This is a genomic window from Bacteroides cellulolyticus (assembly GCF_025567135.1).
Lineage (GTDB): Bacteria > Bacteroidota > Bacteroidia > Bacteroidales > Bacteroidaceae > Phocaeicola > Phocaeicola cellulolyticus.
Window position 1 is genome coordinate 220,791 of record NZ_JAOQJJ010000004.1, and the last position, 22,414, is coordinate 243,204.

Here is a 22,414-nt window from a genome sequence, read left to right on the forward strand (position 1 = left end):
CCCACTATAACTACACGCTTCGCTTGCGTAGTTGTGGGCTCTCCCGAGGGGATTAGGGCTTTGCCCTAATGACCCACTCAGGGCGTTTCACCCCTGAGAACCCCGACCAAAGAGTGACCCTCTCTTTGGAAACTCCGCTTATGGGTTGCACCCCTAAGACCCCCATGCGGTTATGAGCGGAAAGCAGCAAACAAAATTAGTAATTACCGAATCAAAAATTGAAAAGATGGCAACAAAATCAAGCATACATATCAAGCCTTGCAACGTGGCATCAAGCGAGGCTCATAACCGGAGGACTGCCGAGTATATGCGCAACATCGGCAAGTCCAAAATCTACATCGTGTCCGAACTTACGGCTGATAACGAACAATGGATAAATCCGGATTTCGGCAGTCCCGAATTGCAGACGCACTATGAGAACATCAAACGCATGGTCAAAGAAAAGACAGGCCGTGCCATGCAGGAAAAGGAGCGTGAGCGCAAAGGGAAGAATGGCAAGATTATCAAGGTGGCGGGATGTTCTCCCATCCGTGAGGGTGTATTGCTAATCAGACAGGACACCACGCTGGAGGATGTGCGTAGGTTTGGCGAAGAGTGCCAAAGGCGATGGGGCATTACACCGCTCCAAATCTTCCTCCACAAAGACGAGGGGCATTGGCTGAACGGTCAGCCCGCACCGGAGGACATGGAGAGTTTCCAAGTAGGCGAAAGGTGGTTCAAACCGAATTACCATGCCCATATCGTATTTGACTGGATGAACCACGATACAGGCAAGAGCCGCAAACTCAATGATGAGGATATGACCGAAATGCAAAACTTGGCATCTGATATCCTGCTGATGGAGCGTGGGCAGTCAAAGGCTGTAACAGGCAAAAAACATTTGGAACGGAACGACTTCATCATTGAGAAGCAGAAAGCCGAACTGCAACGCATGGATGCAGCAAAGCGGCACAAAGAAGAACAGATAAACCTTGCCGAACAGGAACTCCGTCAGGTGAAATCGGAGATACGCACGGACAAGCTCAAAGGCGCAGCCACCGATGCCGCTACGGTCATAGTGAGCGGAGTGGGTTCTCTTTTCGGCAGTGGAAAAATGAAGAAACTGGAACTATCCAATGAAGAATTGCATCAGGAAATAGCCAAACGGGATAAGGGAATTGATGACCTGAAAGCCCAAATGCGGCACATGCAGGAACAGCACGGCAAGCAGATACGTAATCTGCAAGGAATACACAATCTGGAGCTTGAAGCCAAAGACAAGGAAATATCACGACTGAATGCTATTCTTGAAAAGGCGTTCAAATGGTTCCCGATGCTCAAAGAAATGTTGAGAATGGAAAAGCTATGCACTGCCATCGGCTTCACCAAAGAAATGATAGAGAGCCTTCTGACGAAGAAAGAGGCTATCAGGTGCAATGGCAGGATTTATTCCGAAGAGCACAGACGGAAGTTTGACATCAGGAATGATATTTTCAAAGTGGAAAAGAATCCGACCAATGACAGTAAACTGGTACTGACCATAAACAGGCAACCGATTGGCGAATGGTTCAAAGAACAATGGGAGAAACTTCGGCAAGGTTTACGAAAAACAGAAGAGCCAAGAAAAAGTAGAGGATTCAAGTTATGATGTAACGAGGGCTGAAAAAGCTGGGGGAATTGATCCTCCAGCTTTTAATTATGATTTTGAAATAGCATCAAGAATAGATAAGTCATGAATATCCTTATCCCGCAATTCATATCCCGAATGGAATATCTTTTGCCCTTTCAATGAAATACATGGAATAACCCTGCCATCCAAAGTAGTTTCACCAAAATAGTCCGACTGAAATTCATACCAACCACCTTGCAAATCCGCTTGTCTGGATGTACCATCCTCATTCAATATAAACGGGTGTATGTCTATATACCCTAATTCGACGCTGTATAATTCCATCCTCGCAGGAAGCCAGTCCGTTTCTATGACGAAACCATTTTCCTGAAGAAAGGCAATCAATTTGTCGGTATAACGGCTGTCAAAATCAATATCCACATCTCTATGGATTCTGGTTTGCCCTCCATGCAGGGCATCTACGCCCCATCCTCCATCGAGCCAATACTTCACGCCTGTACTTTCCAATAAATCCAATATTTGGAATAAGTCTGAAATCGTAATGTGTTCTTTTTTTGTCATAATAAACGATGTCTTTGTGATAAATATGTTATTGCAGAGATTTTATCGAAGAGATGAAACACGCGGCTACTCCGACCGCTCCAATGAGCGTCCCACAGATTACAAACAAGGTTGCAATACTCATGTTTTCAGCCAAATATCCCGATACCAATATCCCCAACAAGGAAGAGAGCGTGCTCAGACTAAATATCAAAGAAAACGTGCGCCCGAGAATTTCCGAAGCGATATTCTGCTGGACAACAGCAATGAACAAGGCGTGATAAATGGCATAAGCAATACCCCCGGCAAACATCAGGCACATAAATCCTATGAACGCATCGACAAAAAACTTTTATACTCTCCCTTTATAATCATAAATAATACGAAAACACCCAACTTTACATTCTTGGGTGTAAAATCGGGTGCTTAATTTGTAAAACATTGATTTCCAATGTCTATTGCGGTGCGTACGGGACTCGAACCCGTGACCCCATGCGTGACAGGCATGTATTCTAACCAACTGAACTAACGCACCAATTATTTCTAACTGTTTATTTTTTTTGTTGGCGGTGCGTACGGGACTCGAACCCGTGACCCCATGCGTGACAGGCATGTATTCTAACCAACTGAACTAACGCACCAATTATTCTCGGCTTTTGAGTTGTTTTATGTCTCAATTGCGGTGCAAAGGTACAACAATTTTCCGTACTTGCAATACTTTGACCGATTTTTTTTCAAAAAAAGTGATTATCACCTCATTTTTTACCGAAATCCGGCTGTTTTGAGGTGATAATCGTTGAATTATGGGCAAGTTATTTTATTCTCTTATATCCGTATTTTGCCAGGTCTCCAAGCTCTTCTTCGATACGGAGAAGCTGGTTATATTTTGCCATTCTGTCCGAGCGGCTCAAAGAACCTGTCTTTATCTGACCGCTGTTGGTTGCTACAGCGATGTCTGCTATTGTGGCATCTTCTGTTTCTCCCGAGCGGTGTGATGTAACAGTAGTATAGCCATGTCTGTGTGCCATTTCTATTGCATCGAGTGTTTCGCTCAGCGAACCAATCTGGTTTACTTTTATCAGGATTGAGTTTCCGCATCCCATTTCTATACCTTTTGAGAGGAATTCCACGTTAGTAACGAACAGGTCGTCGCCAACCAGCTGGCATCTGTCACCGATTCTTTCTGTAAGTTTCTTCCATCCATCCCAGTCATTTTCGCTCATACCGTCCTCTATTGAGTCGATAGGATATTTGTTTATCAATTCTTCCAGATAGTTAATCTGTTCGTCAGAAGTACGTTTCTTTCCTTTTTCTCCTTCGAAGATTGTGTAATCGTATATACCGTTCTTGTAAAACTCTGACGAAGCGCAGTCCATACCAATCATAATGTCTTTTCCCGGTTCGTAGCCTGCGGCTTTGATGGCAGAGATTATTGACTCAAGAGCGTCTTCTGTACCGTTGAGTGAAGGTGCAAATCCACCTTCATCGCCTACTGCAGTGCTGAGTCTTCTGTCGTGAAGTACTTTTTTAAGGGCATGGAATACTTCTGCCCCCATTCTAAGTCCTTCGCGGAAGGATTCTGCACCTACAGGACGAATCATGAATTCCTGGAAGGCTATAGGAGCGTCGCTGTGAGAGCCTCCGTTTATGATGTTCATCATAGGTACAGGCAAAGTGTATGTATTCACACCGCCAATGTATCTGTAGAGAGGGATGTTAAGATAGTTTGCGGCTGCCTTTGCTACAGCAAGCGATACGCCTAGAATTGCGTTTGCTCCAAGCTTTGATTTGGTCTTAGTGCCGTCCAGTTCAAGCATCTTCTTGTCTATAGCTCTTTGTTGCAGCACGGACCAACCTGTAAGTGCAGGTGCAATGACATTGTTTACGTTATATACAGCTTTCAATACGCCTTTACCTCCGTATCTGCTTTTGTCATTATCGCGCAGTTCAAGAGCCTCGTTTTCACCTGTTGATGCTCCTGAAGGAACAGATGCTCTACCTGTAATTCCTGACTCAAGACGAACTTCTACTTCTACTGTCGGGTTTCCGCGTGAATCCAAAATTTCACGTCCTTTGATTGATTCTATTCTCATAATCTTAAATTGTTTATTTGTTTTATATTTTACAAAGATGGAAATCTCCATCATTATTTACAATACCTAAAAGTTGGTATTTTTAATGTCATGGTATAAAAGAAAACAGGTTGCTGTGGCAAATGTAGGTACATTTTACCAAGGCAACCTGTGTATCTATATGTTATAAGGAACTGTTATCAATAGTTGTTTTTCTTAACTTCGAAATAAGCCTGTGGGTGAAGGCATGCAGGACATATTTCAGGAGCCTCTGTACCTACGTGTACATAACCACAGTTGCGGCACTGCCATACTGTTTCAACATCTTTCTTGAATACCTTTCCTTCTTCGATATTCTTAACGAAAGCTCTGTATCTTTCTTCGTGTCCCTTTTCAGCTACGGCAATTTCACGATACATTTTTGCGATTGCAGGGAAACCTTCTTCGTCTGCAATGTCAGCAAAACGTGGGTAATCCAATGACCATTCTTCGTTTTCGCCGGCAGCTGCTGCTTTCAGGTTTTCAAGTGTTGTACCGATTACGCCTGCTGGATAGCTGGCTGTAATTTCTACCATTCCGCCTTCAAGCCATTTGAACATACGTTTTGCGTGTTCCTTTTCCTGATCTGCAGTTTCAGTGAAGATTGCAGAAATCTGTTCGTAACCTTCTTTCTTTGCTACACTTGCAAAATAAGTGTAACGCATTCTAGCCTGTGATTCACCTGCAAATGAGATTGCCAAATTTTTCTCTGTTCTTGTTCCTTTGATGCTTTTTTCCATAATTGTAGTTATTTTGTTGGGTTAGACTTCTTGTTTTATTTTCACACTGCAAATGTAATATATTTATTCAAATTTGTAATTATTACAATTTTTAATTTATAATCTTTTAAGCTTTTAGCCTCAAATCATAATTTATATAGTTATAAAAGTATGTTATATGGCAGAAAATACGTAATTTTGCAAAAAAATATTTATAAATAGAAATAAGATTGTTTTATGAAAGGGGTTGAGTTTCATCCTAAACTGTTTTCTACACTCAAGAATTACAGTAAATCAGATTTCATGACTGATTTGATGGCGGGTATAATAGTAGGTATTGTAGCCTTGCCGTTGGCTATCGCGTTTGGTATTGCTTCAGGTGTAACTCCTGAGAAAGGTATCATTACGGCTATTGTGGCTGGATTTATCATTTCGTTCCTTGGTGGCAGTAAGGTGCAGATAGGTGGTCCTACAGGTGCTTTTATTGTTATCATCTACGGTATTATCCAGCAATATGGATTGAGCGGACTTATGGTTGCCACTATGATGGCGGGAGTCTTGCTTATATTATTAGGTGTATTCAAGTTGGGAACTGTTATAAAGTTCATCCCCTATCCTATTATTATAGGTTTTACCAGTGGTATTGCCGTAACAATCTTTACTACACAGATAGCAGACATCTTTGGCCTTGATTTCAGGGGAGAGAAGGTTCCTGGAGATTTCATTGGTAAATGGATGCTCTATTTCAGACATTTTGATACAGTGAACTGGTGGAATGCCATAGTAAGTGTAGTCAGTGTGTTTATCATAGCTATAACTCCAAAGTTCTCAAAGAAGGTGCCTGGGTCGCTTGTTGCCATTATTCTGGTTACTGTAGGAGTGTATTTGCTGAAGCAGTATGCAGGAATCACATTTATTGATACTATAGGCGATCGTTTCAGTATTAAGGCTGAGCTTCCTTCGGCAGCTGTTCCTGCGATAAATTGGGAGGCTATACAGAATCTTTTCCCTGTAGCGATAACTATAGCAGTTCTTGGAGCAATAGAATCTTTGCTTTCTGCTGCTGTGGCTGATGGTGTGATTGGTGACAGACACGATTCAAATACAGAACTTATAGCTCAGGGTATTGCCAATGTGGTATCTCCTATTTTTGGAGGTATTCCTGCAACAGGAGCAATTGCCCGTACTATGACAAATATCAATAACGGAGGAAAGTCTCCTGTGTCAGGAATTGTACATGCAATAGTTCTTCTTCTGATACTTCTTTTCTTAATGCCGCTTGCACAGTATATACCTATGGCATGTCTTGCCGGAGTATTGGTTATTGTATCATATAATATGAGTGGTTGGAGAGTGTTTATGGGATTGCTCAAGAATCCTAAATCGGACGTTACAGTTCTTCTTATTACATTCTTTCTTACAGTAATATTCGATTTGACAGTGGCTATTGAGGTGGGATTGCTCATTGCCTGTGTGCTGTTTATGAAACGTGTGATGGAAACTACTCAGATTTCTGTTATAAAGAACGAGCTTGACCCTAATAAGGAATCGGATATGGAAGTACACGAAGAGCATCTTATTATTCCTGACGGTGTAGAGGTGTATGAGATTAACGGTCCTTATTTCTTCGGTATAGCAACTAAATTTGAGGATTTGATGGCGCAGTTGGGTGACAGACCTAAGATTCGTATCATACGTATGCGTAAGGTTCCGTTTATCGATTCTACAGGTATTCATAACCTTACTACACTTTGCCACATGTCGCAGAAAGAGAATATACATATCATCTTGTCTGGTGTAAACGAGCATGTACATAAGACACTTGAGAAATCAGGATTCTATGAACTCCTTGGCAAAGAAAATATCTGTAGCAATATAAATGAAGCCTTGGCTGTAGCTACAAAAGAAATTGAAGAACTCAATAGAAAATAAAGCTTTTAACAATTAACATAAATGCTCCATGTTGTTAACAAACGTGGAGCATTTTCTTTATTTATTAAACTATGTTATAAAGCATAGATTTTTGGCTGAAATACTTGCAGATTACCAGAAAGTCCGTACCTTTGTACTGTGTTTTTCATAGTATTAGATTTTAAGGTTAACAAAGGTTGGAGTACAGCGGTACTCCTTTTTTTATGTCTATACGTTTCGTACGATAAAATATAGTAAAAACCGCCGGCTAGAGATATGTGATGTATATCTAGCCGGCGGTTTTTGTTTCTTATTATAAATTACAGAATAACGATACGAAGAACGGTACGCTAAGGTTTATCAGAATTCCGTGAAGAATAGCCAATGGGATGGCCTCCTTGCCTGAATATTTGCTGATAGTGGCCAATAGAATATCTGATGATCCTATACCTGCGGCAGATATAGGTGCAAGCTGTCCGAAATATTTTCTTATTACCGGGGCACAAATCAGGGCCGTCATTTCGCGGAATATATTTGCAAGCAGGGCGATAGTTCCGAGTTCTGTGGCAAGCTGAAGTCCTATACTTGGTGTTTTAAGCTGGGTTATAAGCACTGAAGATACAGAATAGTATGCAAAACCGCTACCCACTGCCATACAGTCGAATATGCTCCATCTGCTCAGAATAAATGCTGCAATTGCAGAGAAAACGAATGTTCCTGCCACTGTAGCCATTGGTACAAGAAGCATTTTAAAACTCAGTTGTGATACAAATCCTTTTATGTCCTGATTACCTCCAAGATTGATGCCAAGCAAAAGCATAAGTACATACAACACATATACCGATAGCTTATGCGCATCGAAATCCATTGTAACAAAATAACCGCCCAGACATCCCAATATAAAGAATACCAGAATCATTATGCTTCCTTTCATTTTCCGGCTCCTTTCTTGAAAAACATGTTGAATACCAGCATGGCTGCTACAGAGCTTCCTACGAGGCTTAAGGCAGATATTATTGCTGCTTGCTCGCAGTAGTAAGTCAGATTGTTAATTATTAGTTTGTTTGCCCCTACCGACAGTCCGAGAATGAATAAAAGAAGACAAACTACAATTTGTATAAGTACAGTTACCTTGCTTAGGTCTTTTTTACTGCGCAGACTATAGCCTATCAAGGCACCGATTGCCATAATAGAAATAAAAATGAACATGTGAAGTTATAAATTAAAATTAGAAATAGAAAATAAAAATCCTCGCTTGGAGTATATTCTATGGCACATTAGTGAAATTAAAAGATCGTATAGACCAGATTATTTTCATTTTTAATATCAATTTATAAGTTTTTGTGTTGCATGAAATCGGGCGCAAAGGTACGCTTTTTTCTTTTAAGTTATATTTGATATACAAGAAAAATGTTTTGTGCTGTAATTCGAATATTTTATGTTTATATTGCTTACAATTTGATATGTATATTATATTACGAATTGATAGTGTATTATTAATGATGAATAAATATTCGTTTTTATTACACAATTATATAAACAAAAAAGCCCCAAGAGATTGTCTCTTGAGGCTTCCTTGTGTTGGACTACCAGGATTCGAACCTGGACAAACAGAACCAAAACCTGTTGTGCTACCATTACACCATAGTCCAAACTTATTGCTTTCTTTCGAAATGCGTGGCAAAGATACTATCTTTTTACGTTATCTTCCAAATTTTCTTTAACTTTTTTCGTACTTACAGGTTTATATTTATCATTAAATCATCGAAAAATAACACTATTGTTCTCCTTCGTGATTATGCTTCCTCAATACCCTGTGCGGCAATTCTCCGTGTCCAAGCAATTCTATAGGGCATTGCAGCTTTTCTTCTATCCATTCGGCAGAGACTTCGCTTTGAGGGTGATAGTCCAATGTACCGTTTACGCAAGCTATACTCTTTACGTTTTGCAATACCGAACCTATGTCGTGGCTTACCAGAATTATGGTTCTTTCCTTGTTTATTTCTTCAAGCAATGAGTACAGCCTGGCTTCGAAGCGTTTGTCGATATAGGTATTGGGTTCGTCAAGGATTATTGCCTTTGGATTTGATACTATGGCCCTGCCTAGTAAGGCTCTTTGCATCTGTCCTCCGCTCAACTGTCCGATAGGTTTGTTTTCCAGTCCTTCCAGTCCCATCATAACCAATGTCTCTTCTACTCTTCTATGATGTTCTTTAGTGAATTTGCTGAATAGTGTCTTTTGCTTGTTTAATCCCGATAATATTACCTCATATACTGATATGGGGAATTTTTTGTCTATTGAATTATATTGCGGCAGATAGCCTATTTCCAACCTGTCTGCGGGTATTCCGTTATTGTAGTATGTTATTTTTCCTTCCGTAGGTTCAAGCAGTCCAAGTATAACCTTAATCAGTGTGGTCTTTCCTCCTCCGTTCGGTCCTATTATACCGAGGAAATCCTTTTCTGATATTTCAAGGTTTATGTTGTGCAGGACAGTTTTTTTCTCATATCCGGCAGAAAGATTTTCTATTTTTATTATGGTGTTGTTCATTATTATTTTGCTGTATCTTCTTTTGTACGTAATGCCTTTGCCGTATTTACCATTTCTTCAGTCCAATTGTAGTTCAGCGGATTTACTGGAACCACTTCCACTCCAAGTTCCTTGGCTATGGTCTCTGCATTTCGCATGTCGAACTCCTGCTGTACGAATATTACTTTGGCGTTCTTTTCCTTGCATAGTTTTATGAGCGACTGCAGATGTGCAGGCGACGGTTCTTTCCCTCCTTCTTCTATGCTTATCTGCTCCAGACCATAGTCTCTGGCGAAATAAGTCAAGGCCGGATGATAAATTAGGAATGTCCTGTCGGCATCGGCAATGATTGATTTTATAGTCTCGTCTGTATTTTCTATAATTTGGGTAAGGCTGTCAAGATTGTTCTTGTAGTATTCCGAGTTCTTTGCATCCAGCTCTTCCAAGGCATTATAGATATTGTTGGCTATTATTTTGGCATTTTCTGTAGAATTCCAGATATGTGGCTCCACTCCATGTGCGTGATTTTCTACTGTTTCTTTGCTGTGCGAGTGCGAACATTGCTGATGAATGAGGTTTACTCCGGCAGAAGTATCGTAGAATTGCAATTTAGGGAAATTCTCCTGTAGCTTGTCTATCCACGACTGTTCGAAGCCTATATATCCTATGCGCAAGTATGCTGTACTTTTACTTAGGCTTACCATCTGCTGTGGAGTAGGGTCGTATGTTTCCGGACTGCTTCCTTCCGGTACCATGCTTACTACCTTAAACTTGTCGCCAGCTATTGTTTCAGTGAAATATCTCAGCGGTTCTATGGTGACAGTTATTGTAGGCTTGTCGTTCCTTTCGGCATTTTGGCACGATGACAATGCCAGAAGCAAGCATATTATTGATAATAATGTTTTCATGTTATGATTAAAATTTAAAGTATTTATACTACTTGTCGGATACTTTTTTGGTACCTCTCAATATCTCTCTTTTTCCTCCCGGAGGACCGGCAAGTCGTTCTACGGTGAAGCCTGCTTTCTGAAGCATACGTCTGACAACTCCCTTTGCGCAATATGTGGTCAGTATCCCGTTGTCGTTAAGCACTTCATACAGATTGTCAAATAGTTCCTGACTCCACATCTCAGGTTGTTTTTCAGGAGCAAAGGCATCGAAGTATATAATGTCGTATCCTTTTTTGAAATGATATTCAGTGAAGTCGCCTTCAATCTTTTCTATTGTGAAATATTCCGAAACTGTTTGCGGAGAGTTCCATGCGGCACTGTGGATAGAATAAAACAGTTCACTTTCTTCCGGCGCGATCAGTTCCGGATAGTCAAGCCGCTTTATTGTTTCCATATCCAGAGGATATTTCTCTATCGTGGTATAGAAAATATTTCTTTTCTCTTTCTGGGCCTCGAGAGATGTCAGGAATGCGTTTAATCCTGTTCCGAACCCAATTTCGAGTATGCGCGGAGTTGTAGCCGACGAGTGTTTCAGCCCCATATTGATAAATATGTGTTCCGACTCTGTCAGTGCTCCTTTCACCGAGTGATAATGTTCGTCCAGTTCCGGTACGAACAGTGTATAACTTCCGTCTGCAGTCTTTTCTATTTCCATAACCTAAACTCTATATAGTTTGTTACAAGGATATCAGCTTTAGGGTTGTTGCCACCAGAATGGCATATCTGGCAAGTTTTCCCAAAGTCATGGATATTGCAACTATAATCGCATTAGCTCTCATAAGTCCCAGTACTACCAGTATAGCATCACCTATCACAGGCAGGAAGGACAGAAATGCTATCCACGATCCTTTGCCTTTGATAAACCTCTCGGCTTTGTCCATCTGTTTCTTTTTCACTCCAAGATACTTTTCTATCCATTCCATTTTTCCAAGATGTCCTATCCAGTAGCATGTCAGTCCGCCAAGAGCGTTTCCAGCCGTTGTGGATAGTGTGGACAGTACAGGGTCAAGTCCCAGTCCTATACATGCCAGCAATACTGCCTCCGAACTGAACGGCAGTACTGTCCCTGCCAGGAATGCCGATATGAACATTCCCCAATATCCCCATTCTGTAAGAAACTGAAGCATTGTATCCATATCCACTTAAAATCCTATGTTAGATGAGAAATGTATCATTACGTTATACGCAGCCAACATGGCTATTATAACCATTGATGCTATCATAAATATATATGTAAATTTGTTTGTCTTCTGTATCATAATATATCCGTACAGGATGGCGCACATGGTGATTATCACAGGCAGTATGGATTTCAGCATAACAGGCTGTGCAATCATAAGTATTGTTTCATAAGTACCTATTGTGTTTATTACTCCTATGATGATTCTGTTTCTCACCTTGTCGCTTTGCGATGTCATTATGCTGCTGACACCGCTTACAGATGACAATAACAATATGCATCCGGTCGTTATAATTTGTGGCAATGGTATAGTTCTGTAAGCTTCGATATTCCACTCGAATATATTATTGAAGTATGTAAGGACAGTAAGACTGTTGCCAGCGTATATGTCGTATCCTGATATAATCCAATATGGAATACATAAACCTATTATGCCTGCAAAGAATGTTCTGACACTCAATGTCCTTAGCTGAGACATGACGATGAATATCAGTGGTGCCGATAGGATTATCCCCGGTTCGATGAGGCTTCCTATACTTAACCATAGAAAGGCATGGAAGATATATGACGGAACATTCTTTGATTCATAACTCCTCAGAAGACAGTAAAGGCTTCCCATGAAAAGCAACAATATCCAACATTCCCCTTTGCCGTATTCATGTATGAACAGCGATGATGAATAAAGTATTGTAAATAAGGCAGAGGGCAATGACGAACGGCTTCTTACCAAAGCAAATGATGTGTTAAGTTCAATGAGAAGATATGTGACAAATCCTCCTGTCAGGAAAGGGATGATTTCCATCTTGTCATTAAATGTTGTTACCCATAAAATGACAGATAATATGATAGCTACCGGAAGAGTCAGTCTCCCGGTAGCTATCTCATATTGAAAGCGGTTACGCATGATATATTATAAATCGAAACCTATGTCTGAACGGAAATATTTCTTCTCGAACTGTATCTTGCCGGCGTTCTGGAACGACATAGCCAAGGCTTCTTCCTTGTTTGCTCCGTAAGAGCTTACAGCGATGACACGTCCTCCGGCAGTTACTACCTGTCCGTCCTTAACAGCTGTTCCGGCATGGAATACTATGCTTCCGCCTGCTTTTGCGTCTTCGATACCGCTCATTGGGAATCCTTTGTCGTATGCTTCAGGATATCCTCCTGATACCAACATAACGCATACAGCCGAGCGAGGGTCTATCTCAAGAACACGCTGGTCGAGGTTGCCTTCTGCAACACCTTCGAGCAGGTCAACCAGGTCGCTCTTGATACGGAGCATTACGCTTTCTGTTTCTGGGTCACCCATGCGTACGTTGTATTCTATCACCATCGGTTCTCCCTTCACGTTGATAAGTCCGAAGAAGATGAATCCCTTATAGTCGATACCTTCTTCTGCCAAGCCTTCCACAGTAGGGCGTATGATGCGGTCTTCCACCTTCTTCATCCATTCTGCATTTGCAAACGGAACAGGTGAAACAGAACCCATACCTCCTGTGTTAAGACCTTTGTCGCCTTCGCCGATACGTTTGTAGTCTTTTGCTTCAGGCAATATCTTGTAGTTCTTTCCGTCTGTAAGAACAAAAACAGAGCATTCTATACCGCTAAGGAATTCTTCGATAACCACTGTGGCAGAAGCACTTCCGAACATACCGCCAAGCATTTCCTTCAGTTCCTTCTTTGCTTCTTCCAGTGTAGGGAGAATCAATACACCTTTTCCGGCACACAATCCGTCAGCCTTAAGTACGTATGGAGCTTCAAGAGTCTCAAGGAAAGCCAATCCTTCTTCAAGGTTTTCGGCTGTAATGCTCTTGTATCCTGCTGTAGGGATATTGTGACGCTGCATAAATCCTTTTGCAAATTCCTTGCTTCCTTCAAGCACAGCACCTGCCTTAGAAGGACCGATAACAGGGATTGACTTCAATGCCTCGTCGTCGCGGAAAAAGTCATATACACCCTTTACCAATGGATCTTCCGGACCTACTACCACCATGTCAACCTTGTTTTCAACGACAAACTGTTTGATGGCATTAAAGTCGTCAGCCTTGATAGCTACATTTTCACCAACTTCGCGTGTTCCGGCATTTCCCGGAGCGATGTACAATTTCTCAACTTTTGAGCTTTGTGCAATTTTCCATGCCAGAGCATGTTCGCGGCCGCCTGAGCCAAGTAGTAAGAGTTTCATATTTTGAGTTTTTAAGTTTTAAAGTTCTTAATTAGTTGACAAGTTGACGAGTTGACAAGTTAACGAGGCTTCAATTCGGATAGAGAACCTTGTCAACTTGTAACTGATACCTTGTTATCTTCATTTTAAAAAATCATCAAAGTATCTCGAAATGTGTTCATGCAGATGAACTCTTTCTGTTCCAATCATGTTATGTCCTGATTCAGGATAAACGAAGAAGTCAGGATGTGTTCCTGCATCAATACATGAACGCAGGAAGGTATAGCTGTGCTGAGGAACGCATGTCGGGTCTTCTCCGCCGATAATAATCAGCAGTCGTCCTTTCAGGTTTCCAGCTTTCAGGTTCAGATTAGAATTCTTATATCCTTCCGGGTTTGTTTCCGGTGTATCCATATATCTTTCGCCGTACATCACCTCGTAGTATTTCCAGTCGATAACAGGACCTCCGGCTACACCAACTTTGAAAATCTCAGGATAAGTAAGCATAAGGTTTGTAGTCATGAATCCTCCGAAGCTCCATCCGTGTACCCCTATCCTATTGGCGTCAACGTATGGAAGTGATTGCAGCATCTTTGCTCCTTCCACCTGGTCTTTCATTTCCTCCACACCAAGCTGACGGAAAGTACAGTTTTCGAATTCCCGTCCTCGGTTATCACTGCCACGGCTGTCAACTGTAAGCATTACATATCCTTTCTGAGCCATGTACAAGTCCCAGCCGCGAGCATCGTAGAAACGAGTGTTGTGTATCATCTGTGCGTGAGGACCGCCATACACGTAGATAATAGCAGGATATTTCTTGTTAGGGTCGAAGTTAACCGGCTTGATAAGTCTGTAGTAAAGGTCAGTCTTGCCGTCTGCAGCCTTGATTGTTCCAAGAGTTATCTCAGGCATATTGAATTTCTCAGGCATAGGGTCGCTTGAAGTGAAGATAGTAATACCCTTTTTGCCGTTTGTAGGCAATATGCTTGTTTCGCCTGCTACACTGAACGAAGTCATGTTGTCGATGATATAAGTACCACCGGCAGAGAGTTGTGCTCTGTGGTTACCGTCTTCCTTGCCAATCAGAGTACGTTTGCCGCTCTTTATGTTGAGGCTGTAGATGTTAGTCTGCAAAGGTGAAACCTCTGTAGATGCAATGATGATTTCCTTTTTCGCTTCGTTGAAACCGAGGATATCCTGTACCAGCCAGTTGCCTTTGGTGAGTTGTTTTACCTCTACATATTCTTTGTGTTTGTTCATACCTTCTATCAGTTCCAATGTGACAGGTCTAGGTTTCTTTGTATCGAACAGATACAGATGGTTGAATCCGTCTCTCTGGCTCTGGTAGATAAATTTTGTTTCATCCCAAGGCAGGAATGTAAGAGGATGCTGAGGCTCAACATATTTAGGATGAGATTCTTCGTACAGTACACCGATTTTTTTACCTGTCTCGGCATCGTACTTAACGAGTTGTGCATAGTTCTGGTCGCGGTTCACTTCTATCACATAGATGTTTTCCTCGTCCGGAGCCCATGATATGTTTGTGAAATATCTGTCAGTAGGGTCGCCAGCATCCAGATAGACTGTTTTTCCGGTTTCAGGATTGTATATACCCACGGTTACCTTATGGCTTGTCATGCCTGCCATAGGATATTTGTCAGGTTCTAGGGTTGCTGTGCGTGTAGTGGTATTTACTTGCGGATAGTCTGTCACCATACTCTGATCCATGCGGTAGAAAGCAAGATATTTTCCTTCAGGACTCCAGAATGTACCCTTGTAAATACCGAATTCATTACGGTGTACAGCCTGTCCGTAAACGATATCGTGTATATCGTTACCACCGCATGCGGCTTTCTCAATGTTGATGTCAGGATTAACCTGCTTGTCTGCTATTTTCTCGGAAGCTATATGCAGGTTGTCGCCCACTGTATATGCCACAGTCATGCTTTCCTTGCAGAAATCAATATTGGCAGCTCCCTTGTTTATTTTGATAGCCGATTTTACAACCTTGTCTTCGAAGTCATAGACTATGATGTTACCATCGTGCGAGAGAAGTATTTCCTTTTCCTCTCCCCAAGGCATTGAAGCACCCATGAGCGAACGTAGCTGCTTGATACCCTTGGTCTTTTCGTCAGCCTGTAATGCTGTATTTACTTCATCCAGTGTGATGATAGTCTTTTCCTTTCCGTTCTTTTTGTCGATAGATACTATCTCCTCCACTCCTGTGCGGATACATACGTCGCCCCACCATTTCAGGCCTGACATCCTTTTCGGAATGAGGTTGAAATAGTTGTCACCTCCCGGTATTACATCCTGTAGTGTGAACGAAGTCTTTTCCTGTGCCAGGATTCCTGTAGTAGGGATATTAAGTGCCATTATACTCAATAGGGTTATAATTTTGTTCTTGAGAATCATGTTTTTCCTGTTACGTTATAGAATCGTTTTAAAAATATGAAACCTTGCTGGGTAAAACCTTACCCTGCAAGGATATGAATTAATCAACGTTGTTTTCTTCTGTTGACAGCAAATCTTCAGGCTTGCGTCTGCTGTGCATATATCTTGGTGCAGGCGCGCCTTTAGGACGTCCGTCGTCTGTTGACGGGCGTGGAGTGCGTGGCTTGTTTTCGTCACGGTATTTGAATTCGCTCTTTCTTTCGCGTGTGAATTCTTTTCCGTCGCCAGCTCTTCTACCTCTGAATACCGGTTTTGCATCGCCGTCTTTACGGTCTCTTCTATCGCCTTTGTCGTTGCCGAAAGGTTTTCTGTCCTTGCGGTCACCTTTGCCGAAATCAGGTTTATCACTCCTTCTTCTTGGTCTTTCGCTTCTTTCTTCGCTCTTGGCCTTGAAGTTCTTGCCTTCTTCACCGCTTCTGAATGCCTTGAATTTACCGTCAAACAGCTGATACTGGCGGAACTGACATTCCAGAGCACCGTTCATCAGACGTATTTTCACACTTGGCTTAAGTCCTATCTGATCGAAACATTCGTCACGGTAGCTCAATATCCATGCATCGTTGCCGGTGAAAGCATGTTTCAGTCTCTCTCCTATCATCTTGTACAGACCAAGCAGGTCGTCCGATGAAATTCTTTCACCGTAAGGAGGGTTTGTAATGATGATGCTCTTTTCTGCAGGCTGTTCAAACTGCTGGAACGGTTGGATTTTCAGTATGATATCCTTGCTCACTCCGGCAGCCTTGACGTTGTGAGTGGCAATCTCATTTGCCTTAGGATTGTTGTCATAACCGTATATCTTATGGTTGAATTCTTTTTCCTGCGAGTCGTCGTTATAGATTGAGTCGAGAAGTTCGCGGTCGAAATCTTTCCATTTTTCGAATCCGAATTCTTTGCGGAACACACCCGGAGCGATGTTGCGTGCTATCAGTGCAGCCTCGATAGGAATAGTACCGGAACCGCACATAGGGTCGATAAGGTCGCACTCGCCTCTCCAACCTGTCATCAATATCATTCCGGCAGCGAGAACTTCGTTAAGCGGAGCTTCTACCTGTTCCTGACGGTAACCGCGGCGGTGAAGAGACTCGCCGGAGCTGTCGAGTGACAAAGTACACTGGTTTTCTGCAATGTGGATGTTGATACCCAGATCAGGCTTGTTGATACGTACCGAAGGACGGTTTCCTGTCTTTTCGCGGAAATAGTCCACAATGGCATCTTTTACCTTGTATGCAACGAATTTTGAATGACGGAATTCTTCAGAGAATACTACAGCATCTACACTGAAGCTGCTCATATTGTCAAGATATTCATCCCATTCAATGCTTTTTACAGCATCGTAAACTTCGTCGGCCGAGTTGGCAGTAAAATGTTTGATTGGTTTAAGAATGCGGATTGCAGTACGCAGGCAAAAGTTTGCTTTGTACATCATTGCCTTGTCGCCTGTGAAAGAAACCATGCGGCGACCAATTTCGATGTTGCCGGCTCCCAATTCAGTGAGTTCTTGTGCCAATACTTCTTCCAGTCCCTGGAATGTTTTGGCGATAAGCTCGAATTCTTGATTCATGTTTGAAAAAAAATTACGTAATTTTGTTTTAGGGTACAAAATTACGTAATTTCAGTCGCTTAATCAACGATTTAGCGGTGTTTCTTATAATAATTCTATAAAAGCGTCCACGTCTTCTTCGCGTGTGGCCCAACTGGTGACAAATCTTACTACTGTTTCCTTCTCTCCGCGCGGTCCCCAGAGCTCAAATCCGGCATGAGGTGAAAGTCTGTCAATCTCTGTATTTGGCAGACATACGAACTGCTGGTTTGTAGGCGAGTCGATATGGATTTTATATCCTTTGTCCTTGAAAGCCTGTTTCAGCTTCATTGCCATTCGGACAGCGTGTTTTGCGATGTTCAGGTATAGCCCGTCGGTGAACAGAGTCTCAAACTGGATTCCCTGCAGTCTTCCTTTTGCCAGCAATGCACCATGTTGTTTTATCAGAGGAAAGAAATGAGGCAGACGTTTCGGATTTGCTGCCACTACAGCCTCACCGAAGAGGGCACCAACCTTTGTTCCTCCTATGTAGAACACATCACACAGCCTTGCCACATCTTTCAGTGTTACGTCTGTTCCTTTTGCCGCCAGACCGTAACCTAGTCTTGCTCCGTCCATATAAAGTGGAATATCTGCCTTGCGACATACACGGCTGATGCTTTCCAGTTCCTCAAGACTGTATAGTGTTCCGTATTCCGTAGGATGAGAGATATAAACCATTCCCGGGGCAACCATGTGTTCGTAAGTCTCGTCGCGGTAGAAATCAGATATATATTTCTCTATGTCCTCAGCCTTGATTTTGCCTTCATATTGAGGTAGAGTCAGCACCTTATGTCCTGTAGCCTCTATCGCTCCCGATTCGTGAACATTGATATGTGCGCTTTCGGCAGCCAATACTCCTTCGTGATGTCTGAGCAATGCATCTATCACTGTGGCGTTGGTCTGCGTTCCTCCTACGAGGAAATGAACTGCGGCTTCTGGTTGTCCGCAAGCCTCTCTGATAAGCTGTTTGGCTCTCTGTGTATATTGGTCGGAACCATATCCTGTGGTATGTTCAAGATTGGTCTCCATAAGTCGGCGCATCACTTCCGGGTGTGCCCCTTCCATATAGTCTGTGTAAAAGTATAACATTGTTGAATGATTTTATAATTCGTGTGCAAATATATGCATGATAACTCTTATATAGTAGAATTTATCAGTGATTAATGTTGAAAAATATCTAATTTTGCAGTGTAAATTTATGAAGACGATATGACAAGTTTGCACAATGCCAAATATCATATTCTGGCGATACTGACGGTAGCTGTTTGGGGAACCACATTTATATCTACAAAAGTTCTGATAAACAATGGTTTGACTCCTCATGAGATTTTCTTTATACGCTTTGTGATTGCGTATATCGGAATATGGTTTATTTCGCCCCGCAGGATATTTTCAGAGAATGTAAAAGACGAGCTTACTTTATTGGCTGCCGGACTGACCGGTGGTACACTGTATTTTATCACGGAAAATACGGCTTTGCAGTTTACTCAAACCACTAACGTGGCTTTCATTATATGCATAACTCCGCTGATAACAACCGCTATGTCTCTTTGGGTAAACAAAGACAGTAAAGTGGGGCGTGGATGGGCTGTAGGATCATTAGTCGCACTGGTTGGTGTGGCTATTCTTATATTCAACGGCAGTGTCATTCTGAAGTTGTCGCCCGTAGGAGACTTGCTGACACTTGCAGCTGCATTGTCGTGGGCATTCTATAGCCTGATAATAAACAAACTTTCGAAGAAATATAACTCGGTCTTTATTACAAGGAAAGTTTTCTTTTACGGAGCTTTATGTGTTCTGCCCACATTTGTAGTCAATCCGCCTTTATTCCCTGTCGAAGGTTTTCTTCACCATGAGGTATTTTTCAACATAATGTTTCTTAGTGTTTTGGCCTCACTTGTATGCTTCGTTGTATGGAATGTAGTACTGATGCGTATAGGCACTATAATGTCATCTAACTATCTGTATCTTAACCCATTGTTTACAACAGTTGCAGCGTCCATCTTTCTTGATGAAACATTGACCGGCTATGCCGTAGCCGGTGTTATATTGGTAATGCTTGGAGTATATATTGCTGCCAGAAAAGGGTGATTGCGGATTTTGAGTTTATTTTTTCTTTTGTTTGAAAAGCCATTCCATAAAGTCCGGATAATTGAAGGCCGGATTCCAGCTGCCATGATTGCATCCAGGGAATTCTATATATTCCACTGATGCGCCTGTGGCTTTCAATGCTTTATATGCTTCTCTTGATCCTTCTACCGGTACGACATTGTCAGCATCGCCATGAAATATTCTGAAATTTACATCTTTGGCGGCAGACAATCTTTGGGGATTTACCGTACCGCAAATAGGTATTGCAGCAGCGAAAATATCAGGAAAACGGGCTACCATATCAAATGTTCCCATGGCACCCATAGACAGTCCTATTATGTAGATTCTTGATTTATCCACGGCAGGATTTGTTAAGTAACCATCCAACATCTCTTTTACCGTCTGAAATGTAATAGGCATTTCCTCGTTTTGTGGCATCTGCTCGGGTGTAAAAGAACTTGGACGAACACTATAAGCCCAATAAGCGTTTTCAGGACACTGGGGGAATAAGACAAATGCCGGATATTTTTCACGATTTACAGGATTTAAAAACATCTGTCCACCATGAGTCAATTGCTTCTGGTTGTCACTTCCTCTTTCTCCGGCACCATGTAAAAATAATACCAATGGATATTTTTTGCCTTTTATTTGATTTTCAGGTGTAAGCAGACGATAATTAAGACTGTCCCCATTTTGGGAGACAAAAACTTTTTTTTCGTATAAATCCTGTGCAAAGATGATATTGATATTAGATATTAACAACAAAAACAGTAAACTTAATTTTTTCATGATTTTCAGATATTGTCAGTTTGCAATCAGGTTAATTTTTTCACAAGTCACAAAGGTAGGCAATAACCATTATATTCGAAAAATATTAATACTGTTTATTCCTCAAATTTAGAATAACATCTAGGAACTTTCTATAAATATATCTTATATTTAAAGGCGTTAATCCTTTCTTGTCATGATATTTAATGTTTACAATATGGTCAAATAGAATAATTTCCATACCTTTGCGATACTTACTTCTAATAACTTATATATGAAAAAATCTATAATCACATCTTTGGCATGTATGCCATTCTTATCTTTACTTTCGGCACAAGACAGACCGAACATCATAGTATTTCTGGTTGACGACATGGGACTGATGGATACTTCTGTACCCTTTATTGTAAATAATGACGGTGAACCTGAAATGCAGCCGCTTAATGAGTGGTATAGAACTCCGAATATGGAGCGTCTAGCTTCACAAGGAGTGCGTTTCTCTACGTTTTATGCACAAAGCGTGAGTTCGCCTTCGAGGACATCGATGATGACAGGGCAGAATGCGGCACGACATCACACAACAAACTGGATTAACTCTGAAAGCAATAACCGCGATACATACGGACCGTATGAATGGAACTGGACAGGACTTAAGCGTACTGACATGATTTATCCTCTAGTGCTTAGTAAGGCAGGCTATAAGACGATACATATCGGAAAGGCGCATTTCGGATGTTTCGGCAGTGAGGGTGAAGACCCTATTAAACTGGGCTTTGATGTAAATGTGGGAGGCTCATCCATAGGTGAGCCGGGAAGTTATCTTGGTGAAAACGGATATGGACATATTGCCGGTAACAGAAAAAGGGCTGTACCTGATTTGGAAAAATATCACGGTACTGATACTTTCCTTTCAGATGCGCTTACTATAGAGGCGGTTAAGGAAATACAAAAGGCTGTGGCAGAAGGAAAACCTTTCTATCTGAATATGTCGCACTATGCGGTACATACTCCGCTGGATGTCGATAAGCGTTTTATAGATAATTACCCTCGCACAAAGAAGGATGATGCACGTGCTTTTGCCGCGCTTGTGGAAGGTATGGACAAATCGCTTGGTGATTTGATGGACAAACTGAACGAAATGGGAATAGCCGAGAACACTATGATTATATTCCTGGGCGATAACGGCAGTAACGCTCCTCTTGGTGACGCGGCCGATTATGGTTCGTCAGCCCCGCTGAAAGGTAAGAAAGGGGCAGAATACGAGGGAGGAGTGCGTGTACCGTTCATTGCCGCATGGGCTAAACCTGACGATACAAACAAGTTCCAGAAAGAATATCCTGTCGCACGCAATTATGTACAGACGCAGATGGGTACAATTATGGATATCTACCCTACTGTGCTTTCCATTGCAGGTGTAGAGGCTCCGGAAGGTCATGTACTTGACGGAAGCGACATGAAGAAACTTTTTGCCGGAAAGAAAGACAACACCCGTAGGGATGATTTATTGATACATTTCCCTCACGAACACAGGGGAAATTACTTCACCACGTATAGAAAAGGCGATTGGAAACTGATTTATTATTATAATCCTGATAAAGACGGTGTCCCATCGTATAAACTGTATAATCTGGCTGATGATCCGTATGAGAAAAAGGATGTGGCATCGGAGAATAGTGATAAAGTAAGAGAACTGTGTAAATTGATGGTGAAAAGACTTGAACTTGAAGGTGCCCAGTATCCTGTGGGAAAAGATAATAAACCATTATACCCCGTTATACCATAAACCGCTGTTAACCATTTAATAA

General features: G+C 41.8%; 20 protein-coding genes and 3 tRNA genes. 5 read left to right on the top strand and 18 right to left on the bottom strand.

All coding sequences use genetic code 11. The features are described 5' to 3' along the window. Positions 1-226: 226 nt before the first annotated feature. Positions 227-1,627 (top strand): coiled-coil domain-containing protein, encoded by a 1,401-nt coding sequence (locus OCV82_RS06660; protein WP_154043677.1) that lies wholly within the window; start codon positions 227-229, stop codon positions 1,625-1,627. 48 nt (positions 1,628-1,675) lie between these two features. Here the strand turns inward: OCV82_RS06660 and OCV82_RS06665 are convergent, their stop codons facing one another. Further along, positions 1,676-2,170, bottom strand: a complete 495-nt coding sequence (locus OCV82_RS06665; protein ID WP_087408334.1) for a nucleotidyltransferase domain-containing protein — start codon at positions 2,168-2,170, stop codon at positions 1,676-1,678. An 83-nt stretch (positions 2,171-2,253) separates the two neighbouring features. Between OCV82_RS06665 and OCV82_RS06670 the strand changes: the two genes are divergently transcribed. Next, on the top strand, positions 2,254-2,430 hold the full coding sequence (locus tag OCV82_RS06670; protein ID WP_262543153.1) for a hypothetical protein: 177 nt from the start codon (positions 2,254-2,256) through the stop codon (positions 2,428-2,430). A gap of 180 nt (positions 2,431-2,610) precedes the next feature. Here OCV82_RS06670 and OCV82_RS06675 read toward each other — a convergent pair. The 4 genes from OCV82_RS06675 to rbr all read right to left on the bottom strand — a co-directional run bounded on the left by OCV82_RS06675 (position 2,611) and on the right by rbr (position 5,000). Next, a tRNA-Asp gene (locus tag OCV82_RS06675) sits at positions 2,611-2,684 on the bottom strand. 29 nt (positions 2,685-2,713) lie between these two features. Continuing rightward, positions 2,714-2,790, bottom strand: a tRNA-Asp gene (locus OCV82_RS06680). A 171-nt stretch (positions 2,791-2,961) separates the two neighbouring features. Further along, entirely contained in the window at positions 2,962-4,242 is a 1,281-nt protein-coding gene (eno, locus tag OCV82_RS06685; RefSeq protein ID WP_154043678.1) for a phosphopyruvate hydratase, read from the bottom strand. A 179-nt stretch (positions 4,243-4,421) separates the two neighbouring features. Beyond that, on the bottom strand, positions 4,422-5,000 hold the full coding sequence (gene rbr / locus OCV82_RS06690) for a rubrerythrin (protein WP_154043679.1): 579 nt from the start codon (positions 4,998-5,000) through the stop codon (positions 4,422-4,424). A gap of 216 nt (positions 5,001-5,216) precedes the next feature. Between rbr and OCV82_RS06695 the strand changes: the two genes are divergently transcribed. After that, positions 5,217-6,911: a SulP family inorganic anion transporter gene (locus OCV82_RS06695; protein WP_154043680.1), complete on the top strand. Its 1,695-nt coding sequence runs from the start codon at positions 5,217-5,219 to the stop codon at positions 6,909-6,911. Positions 6,912-7,203: 292 nt separating this feature from the next. Here OCV82_RS06695 and OCV82_RS06700 read toward each other — a convergent pair whose 3' ends face one another. The 12 genes from OCV82_RS06700 to OCV82_RS06755 all read right to left on the bottom strand — a co-directional run bounded on the left by OCV82_RS06700 (position 7,204) and on the right by OCV82_RS06755 (position 18,839). Further along, positions 7,204-7,824 (bottom strand): lysine exporter LysO family protein, encoded by a 621-nt coding sequence (locus OCV82_RS06700; RefSeq protein WP_154043681.1) that lies wholly within the window; start codon positions 7,822-7,824, stop codon positions 7,204-7,206. Continuing rightward, complete coding sequence (locus tag OCV82_RS06705; RefSeq protein ID WP_154043682.1) at positions 7,821-8,099, bottom strand: LysO family transporter; 279 nt, start codon at positions 8,097-8,099, stop codon at positions 7,821-7,823. Before OCV82_RS06705 ends, OCV82_RS06700 begins: the two co-directional genes overlap by 4 nt. Before the next feature lie 372 nt (positions 8,100-8,471). Further along, a tRNA-Gln gene (locus OCV82_RS06710) sits at positions 8,472-8,542 on the bottom strand. A 125-nt stretch (positions 8,543-8,667) separates the two neighbouring features. Beyond that, positions 8,668-9,441 (bottom strand): metal ABC transporter ATP-binding protein, encoded by a 774-nt coding sequence (locus tag OCV82_RS06715; RefSeq protein WP_154043683.1) that lies wholly within the window; start codon positions 9,439-9,441, stop codon positions 8,668-8,670. Between the two features lie 2 nt (positions 9,442-9,443). After that, entirely contained in the window at positions 9,444-10,328 is an 885-nt protein-coding gene (locus tag OCV82_RS06720) for a metal ABC transporter solute-binding protein, Zn/Mn family (protein ID WP_154043684.1), read from the bottom strand. A gap of 28 nt (positions 10,329-10,356) precedes the next feature. Continuing rightward, positions 10,357-11,025, bottom strand: coding sequence for a tRNA (5-methylaminomethyl-2-thiouridine)(34)-methyltransferase MnmD (mnmD, locus tag OCV82_RS06725; RefSeq protein WP_154043685.1), 669 nt, complete (start codon positions 11,023-11,025; stop codon positions 10,357-10,359). A 22-nt stretch (positions 11,026-11,047) separates the two neighbouring features. Beyond that, positions 11,048-11,506 carry a YqaA family protein gene (locus OCV82_RS06730; RefSeq protein WP_154043686.1) on the bottom strand — a complete coding sequence of 153 codons (459 nt, stop codon included), beginning with the start codon at positions 11,504-11,506 and terminating at the stop codon, positions 11,048-11,050. Positions 11,507-11,512: 6 nt separating this feature from the next. Beyond that, positions 11,513-12,454, bottom strand: coding sequence for a hypothetical protein (locus tag OCV82_RS06735; protein WP_154043687.1), 942 nt, complete (start codon positions 12,452-12,454; stop codon positions 11,513-11,515). A gap of 6 nt (positions 12,455-12,460) precedes the next feature. Continuing rightward, positions 12,461-13,735, bottom strand: a complete 1,275-nt coding sequence (purD, locus tag OCV82_RS06740) for a phosphoribosylamine--glycine ligase (RefSeq protein ID WP_154043688.1) — start codon at positions 13,733-13,735, stop codon at positions 12,461-12,463. Positions 13,736-13,855: 120 nt separating this feature from the next. Further along, positions 13,856-16,129 (bottom strand): S9 family peptidase, encoded by a 2,274-nt coding sequence (locus tag OCV82_RS06745; RefSeq protein WP_154043689.1) that lies wholly within the window; start codon positions 16,127-16,129, stop codon positions 13,856-13,858. Positions 16,130-16,208: 79 nt separating this feature from the next. Next, on the bottom strand, positions 16,209-17,729 hold the full coding sequence (locus OCV82_RS06750; protein WP_154043690.1) for a THUMP domain-containing class I SAM-dependent RNA methyltransferase: 1,521 nt from the start codon (positions 17,727-17,729) through the stop codon (positions 16,209-16,211). 84 nt (positions 17,730-17,813) lie between these two features. Beyond that, positions 17,814-18,839, bottom strand: coding sequence for a threonine aldolase family protein (locus tag OCV82_RS06755; RefSeq protein ID WP_154043691.1), 1,026 nt, complete (start codon positions 18,837-18,839; stop codon positions 17,814-17,816). Between the two features lie 120 nt (positions 18,840-18,959). Here OCV82_RS06755 and OCV82_RS06760 point away from each other — a divergent pair, with 120 nt between their 5' ends. After that, positions 18,960-19,841 carry a DMT family transporter gene (locus OCV82_RS06760; protein WP_154043692.1) on the top strand — a complete coding sequence of 294 codons (882 nt, stop codon included), beginning with the start codon at positions 18,960-18,962 and terminating at the stop codon, positions 19,839-19,841. Between the two features lie 15 nt (positions 19,842-19,856). Here the strand turns inward: OCV82_RS06760 and OCV82_RS06765 are convergent, their stop codons facing one another. Next, positions 19,857-20,630 (bottom strand): carboxylesterase family protein, encoded by a 774-nt coding sequence (locus OCV82_RS06765; RefSeq protein WP_154043693.1) that lies wholly within the window; start codon positions 20,628-20,630, stop codon positions 19,857-19,859. Positions 20,631-20,883: 253 nt separating this feature from the next. Here OCV82_RS06765 and OCV82_RS06770 point away from each other — a divergent pair, with 253 nt between their 5' ends. Further along, entirely contained in the window at positions 20,884-22,392 is a 1,509-nt protein-coding gene (locus OCV82_RS06770) for a sulfatase (RefSeq protein ID WP_154043694.1), read from the top strand. The last annotated feature ends 22 nt before the right edge of the window (positions 22,393-22,414 follow it).